Origin of the sequence: Collinsella aerofaciens (assembly GCF_901212495.1) — a bacterium.
GTDB classification, from domain to species: domain Bacteria; phylum Actinomycetota; class Coriobacteriia; order Coriobacteriales; family Coriobacteriaceae; genus Collinsella; species Collinsella aerofaciens_H.
Map to the genome: position 1 here is coordinate 1 of NZ_CAAKNY010000054.1, position 5,209 is coordinate 5,209.

Below are 5,209 nucleotides of genomic sequence, written 5' to 3' on the forward strand. Positions count from 1 at the left end.
TCTACGAGACCGGCAAGAAGATGACCGCGCTCGCCGACAAAGTCGCCGACGAGGGCTACGACGCCGTCTTCCTGATGGGCGTGGGCGGCACCTGGGACGAGTTTATGCAGCTCGAGTACCTCATGAACAAGTTCGGCGACCGCGACCTGGAGGTCTACCTGATCCACGCCGCCGAGTGGAACGTCTCCGGCCACAAGCGCATGACCGACAAGTCCGTCGTGCTCACCGCCTCCGAGTCCGGTACCACCCCCGAGGTCCTCGAGGCCGTCAAGAAGATGAAGGACATGGGCGTGCGCGTCTACGCCATGACCAAGCCCGAGGGTCCCATCGGCCAGGCTGTCGGTGCCGAGAACTGCGTCGCCATGGCTTCTGACCATGGTTCCGGTGGCTGCGAGAAGGGCTACTACCTCGCCGACTGCTTCGGTCTGCGCCTGCTCAACCGTCGCGGCTGCTTCCCCAAGTTCGATCTGTTCATCGAGCAGACCAAGGACATCTGGAAGGACATGCTCGATATCCGTAAGCGCTTCGAGCCGCGTGCCGAGGAGCTCGCCAAGAAGTACGCCCTCGCGCCCTACACCATGTTCATCGGCTCCGGCGCCCTGTGGGGCGAGACCATCCTCTTCTCGATGTGCATTCTCGAGGAGATGCAGTGGAAGCGCACCCGCTACATTACGTCCGCCGACTTCTTCCACGGCACGCTCGAGCTCGTGGAGCCGGGCGTCCCCGTGTTCCTGTTCATGGGCGAGGACGAGAACCGCAAGCTCGACGAGCGTGCTCGCGCGTTCCTCACCCGCGGCGTGACCGGCGACACCGACATCAACATCATCGACACCGCCGAGTTCGCCATCCCCGGCCTTGACGACGACTTCCGCGTCATCGTTTCCCCGTGGATTCTGACGGTGCTCGTGACTGACCGCCTGGCCCGCTACTACGAGACGGTCACCAAGCACAACCTCAAGTATCGTCGTTACTATCACCAGTTCGACTACTAAAGCCAAGCGCGGGGACGCGTCAGTCACGGAAGGATTCGCAGAATGAGACAGTACATCATCGCCAGCCATGCGCACTTCGCTACCGGCATCAAAGAGAGCATTGAGCTGCTCTCGGGTGCTCGCGACAACGTTCACGACCTTTCGATGTTTGTCGACGACCGCATGGACGTGGCCGAGGAAGCCCAAAAGCTGCTGGCAGGCATGTCTGCCGACGATGATGTCGTCGTCTGCACCGACCTTTTTGGCGGCAGTGTGAACAACGAGTTCACCAAGATCGTCCAGACGCGTCCCCGCACCTACCTTGTCACCAACATGAACCTTCCGCTGCTCATCCAGCTGTTGTTCTCCGATGAGTCGGCTCCGGTTGAGGAGACGATTCGCGCCATCGTCGCTGCGGACGACACGCGCGTGAAGTTTGTCAACGACCTGCTGGTCGATGACGACGAGGAAGAAGAGTTCTAATCCGCAGCACCTACTGACACGCCGTAAAACGGCACAAGACCTTTGGGGGGTCACATTATGATTCAGCTCCTTCGCGTCGACCATCGTCTGCTTCATGGCCAGGTCGCAGTCTCTTGGGTCCAGGGCCTTGGTTCTAACTGCATCTTCTGCGTGGGCGACAAGGTCGCCAACGACCCGGTGTGGAAGACCACGCTCAAGATGGGCAAGCCTGCCGGCTGCAAGCTCGTCATCAAGGACATGGCGAACGCCATCGAGGCCATTAACTCGGGCGTGACCGACAAGTACAAGATGATTATCTGCGTCGCCACCATCGCCGAGGCAAAGCAGCTGGTCGAGGGCTGCCCGCAGATTAAGTCGATTAACCTGGGCAACACCAAGCCCAAGGACGAGAAGCGTCCCGACGCGCGTCAGGTCTCTCGCCAGATCTTCCTGACCGCGGCCGAGGAAGCCGATGTGCGTGAGATACTGGACCGTGGCGTCGAGGTCGAGATCCGTCCTCTGGCCGATGACCCCAAGGTTGACTGCGCCAGCGTGCTCTAGGCGGTTAATTTCGAAGAGCTCCGTCTCTTCGTAGTGTCCTATATGGAAAGGGGGATGTATGCTTACCCAAGCAATCCTCATCGGACTTATCGCCGCATTTGGTAAGTTCGACTACCAGCTCGGTACGCTCTACGCGTTCCGTCCCATCGTCCTGTGCCCGCTCGTGGGCCTGGTGCTGGGGGATCTGCAGTCCGGTCTCGCGATTGGCGCGAGCCTGGAGCTGCTGTTCATGGGCTCGATCTCCATCGGCGCCTACGTTCCGCCCGATGAGACGATCGGCGGCGTGCTCGCCTGCGCCTTCGCTATCCAGCTGGGCCAGAGCACCGAGGCTGCCATCGCACTCGCTATGCCTATCGCCACGCTGTGCCTGGCCATCAAGAACATCCTGAACGCAGCCCTGCCGATCCTGGTCGACCGCGCGGATGTCTTCTCTGCCCAGGGTAACCTCAAGGGCGTCTACGCGATGCACTTCCTGATTGGCTCCACGGGCGTCCTCATGGCGTTCCTGCTGTGCTCGCTGTCGTTCTATCTGGGCGCTGACGCGATCCAGGGCATGCTCGACTTCATTCCGCAGTTCGTGCTTGACGGCTTCGGCGTCGCGGCCAACATCCTGCCGGCCATGGGCTTCGCCATGCTCGGCCGCCTGGTGCTCACCAAGCAGCTCGTGCCCTTCTACTTCCTGGGCTTCCTGCTGTGCTCCTACGCCAACGTGCCCGTCCTGGGCGTCGCCCTGATCGCCATCATCATCGGCATCGACAAGTTCGACCTGCTGGGGCTCGGCGGAGCCCAGCCCCAGCTCTCCGCGGAAGGGGATGAGGACGATGACTTCTAGTCCCGAGAACAAGATCACGCGCTCCGACCTCGTCAAGAGCGCCGTCAACGTCGGCTCCCTGGGCATGGAGTTCTCCTGGACCTACTACAAGCAGATGAACATCGCCTTCTGCCTGATGGTCGCCAACATGCTCAAGAAGATCTACGCCGGCCGCCCCGACGACTACGCCGAGGCCCTGCACCGCCACTGCGCGTTCTTCAACATCACCGTCCAGTTCGCCCCGTTCGTCGGCGGCATCGCGATGGCCATGGAGGAGAAGGTCGCCCGCGGCGAGATCGAGCCCGAGAGCGTCAACGACGTCAAGGCCGCCCTCATGGGCCCGCTGTCCGGAATCGGCGACTCCATCTTCCTGTCGACGCTGCGCGTCGTCGCCGCCGCGGTGGGCATCAGCCTGTGCCAGGCCGGCAACCCCTTCGGCCCCATCGCCTTCCTGCTCATCTACAACGTCCCCGGCTTCGCGCTGCGCGTCTGGGGCGCCATCAAGGGCTATGAGCTGGGCGTGGGCTTCCTGGACGAGGCCCAGAGGACCGGCCTCATGCAGAAGATCATGACCTGCGTCGGCATCGTGGGCGTCATGGTCGTGGGCGCCATGTGCAAGGACATGTTCTGGGCCAGCATCCCGGTGGCCATCGGCTCGGGCGACGACGCCCAGACCCTCCAGGACATCCTGGACGGCATCATGCCCGGCATGCTCGGCATGCTCGCCTTCTGGCTCTACTACTGGCTGCTGTCCAAGAAGATCAACCCCATGGTGCTGATCGTGGCCACCATGGCCGTGGGCATCGTCGGCGCGTTCTTCGGCGTGCTGGCGTAAGGGCCTGCGGCAACGTTTTATCGACCTTGCAAAGGGATGGAGCGGACCTGCGCCCTCCATCCCTTTTTGTATAAAGGAGTTCGTATGTTCGCGAAGGATCGCGAAGCCATGCGCCTGACGCCGGCGGAAGTCAGGCTAATTCTAATTGAGTCCCTGCAGTGGTGCGCCAACAACGCGGTGTACTTTTTGGGGCTTATCGGCGCGGCGACGTATGACTTGGCTGGTACGGCCTTTTTGGTCGCTGCCATCACGCTCGTGCGCAACCTTACGACGTCGGTGGGCAATATGGTGTCGGGCTCGGTCATCGACCGCTTTGGCCCGCGCCGCACATCGTTTGTGACGTGCGCGGTCACGGCAGTGCTTTCGCTTGGCATTGGCCTGGCGCCGCTTACGGTCCCGAGCCTTGTGTTTGCCGCCTGCGTGTTGGGGCTTGCCGGCGGTTTTATCAACACCTGCACCCATGCGTTTCCGGGGTACCTTGAATCGACAACCGAGGGCCGCACCCGCGTGAACGGCCTCATGGTGTTCTACAGCAATATCGCCTATACCGCCGGCCCGTTGCTTGGCGGCGCCATGGTAAGCTGCTTTGCCACGCAATCCGTCTACCTGCTCATGGCGGCCATGATGGGCGTGGCGGCCGTGCTCTCTTTGGGTTGCCACGAGCGCGTTACCCCCGCAAAGGGGGAGAAGCAGGCGGGCGGCATCCTTGGCGGCATGGTCGAAGGTGCCCGACTTACGTTTTGCGATCACGACCTGCGGCTTATCTTTATCTCGGGTTTTTTGGGCTTTTTCGCATTTGGCGCGTTCGATTCGCTGGAGTCGCTGTTCTATCGCGATGTGCTCAACGTGGACATTGTTTGGCTGGGATGGCTGTCGTCGGTCGTTGGTCTTACCTCGTCGGTCGGCGCATTTGCCCTGACCAAGATCTCGGCTCGTCATGTCAATTTGCGTCTGCTGCTGGGCGCGCTCATGACCGTGGGCATTGGATCCATGGTGTACGTGGGCACCGATATGCTGGGGGTTGCGATTGTCGGCCAGGCGATTAACGGCTTGGCGTGGGGCTTCTTGGAGCCTCTGCAGATGATCCTGATTCAGGAGCGTGCCGACATCAAATATCTGGGGCGCATCACGGGCTTTGTACGTTTTGGCCTGATGAGCGCCGGCGTGCTGCCGTTGCTGGCCGCTCCGTTTTTGGCGGAGGCTCTGGGCGTTCAAACGGTGCTGTTTGGGGCGTCAACAATCATTGCGCTGGTAGGAACGCTGTTCTTTGCCACGCAGGGAAAGCGTCGGGGGCATTAGATATACAGGCAATATCAATTTAATACCACTCACCCGAGGATTTCGACCGTTTACCGAGGATTGGCTTGGATTGCAAAGTGGTATTAAAAACGCGTTGGGTGTATGTCTATAATTGGTATCGAAAAGAAACGCGATATATAGAGTTGCGTGGGAGACAGAAAGGACAAACCATGAAGGAAACCGAGAAGATCGAAATCATGCACTTTAGCCAGGAGGGCTACGTCGAGGACGGCAAGAACGTCTACGAGACCGGCAAGAAGATGACCGCGC

Annotated in this window: 6 protein-coding genes; all 6 read left to right on the forward strand. The window is 60.7% G+C overall.

Annotated elements, in window-relative coordinates; genetic code table 11:
• The coding region (locus SFLMC1_RS06420) for an SIS domain-containing protein (protein ID WP_154063916.1) at window positions 1-992 on the forward strand (992 nt) is incomplete at its 5' end.
• A 42-nt stretch (window positions 993-1,034) separates the two neighbouring features.
• The gene (locus SFLMC1_RS06425; protein WP_152073310.1) at window positions 1,035-1,454 is read left to right on the forward strand and encodes a PTS sugar transporter subunit IIA; all 420 of its coding nucleotides are present in this window, start codon (window positions 1,035-1,037) and stop codon (window positions 1,452-1,454) included.
• Window positions 1,455-1,511: 57 nt separating this feature from the next.
• A complete protein-coding gene (locus tag SFLMC1_RS06430; protein ID WP_152073311.1) occupies window positions 1,512-1,994 on the forward strand; it encodes a PTS sugar transporter subunit IIB in 483 nt (160 codons plus the stop codon).
• A gap of 58 nt (window positions 1,995-2,052) precedes the next feature.
• Entirely contained in the window at window positions 2,053-2,826 is a 774-nt protein-coding gene (locus SFLMC1_RS06435; protein WP_152073312.1) for a PTS mannose/fructose/sorbose/N-acetylgalactosamine transporter subunit IIC, read from the forward strand.
• Window positions 2,807-3,640, forward strand: coding sequence for a PTS system mannose/fructose/sorbose family transporter subunit IID (locus SFLMC1_RS06440; RefSeq protein ID WP_152073313.1), 834 nt, complete (start codon window positions 2,807-2,809; stop codon window positions 3,638-3,640). Before SFLMC1_RS06435 ends, SFLMC1_RS06440 begins: the two co-directional genes overlap by 20 nt.
• Window positions 3,641-3,724: 84 nt before the next feature.
• A complete protein-coding gene (locus SFLMC1_RS06445; RefSeq protein WP_187323885.1) occupies window positions 3,725-4,939 on the forward strand; it encodes an MFS transporter in 1,215 nt (404 codons plus the stop codon).
• Window positions 4,940-5,209: the final 270 nt, after the last annotated feature.

What these genes read in the sequence shown, in the direction of transcription:
- SFLMC1_RS06425 (WP_152073310.1), top strand. Translation starts at nt 1,035, where the DNA reads ATGAGACAGTACATCATCGCCAGCCATGCGCACTTCGCTACCGGCATC.
- SFLMC1_RS06430 (WP_152073311.1), top strand. Translation starts at nt 1,512, where the DNA reads ATGATTCAGCTCCTTCGCGTCGACCATCGTCTGCTTCATGGCCAGGTC.
- SFLMC1_RS06435 (WP_152073312.1), top strand. Translation starts at nt 2,053, where the DNA reads ATGCTTACCCAAGCAATCCTCATCGGACTTATCGCCGCATTTGGTAAG.
- SFLMC1_RS06440 (WP_152073313.1), top strand. Translation starts at nt 2,807, where the DNA reads ATGAGGACGATGACTTCTAGTCCCGAGAACAAGATCACGCGCTCCGAC.
- SFLMC1_RS06445 (WP_187323885.1), top strand. Translation starts at nt 3,725, where the DNA reads ATGTTCGCGAAGGATCGCGAAGCCATGCGCCTGACGCCGGCGGAAGTC.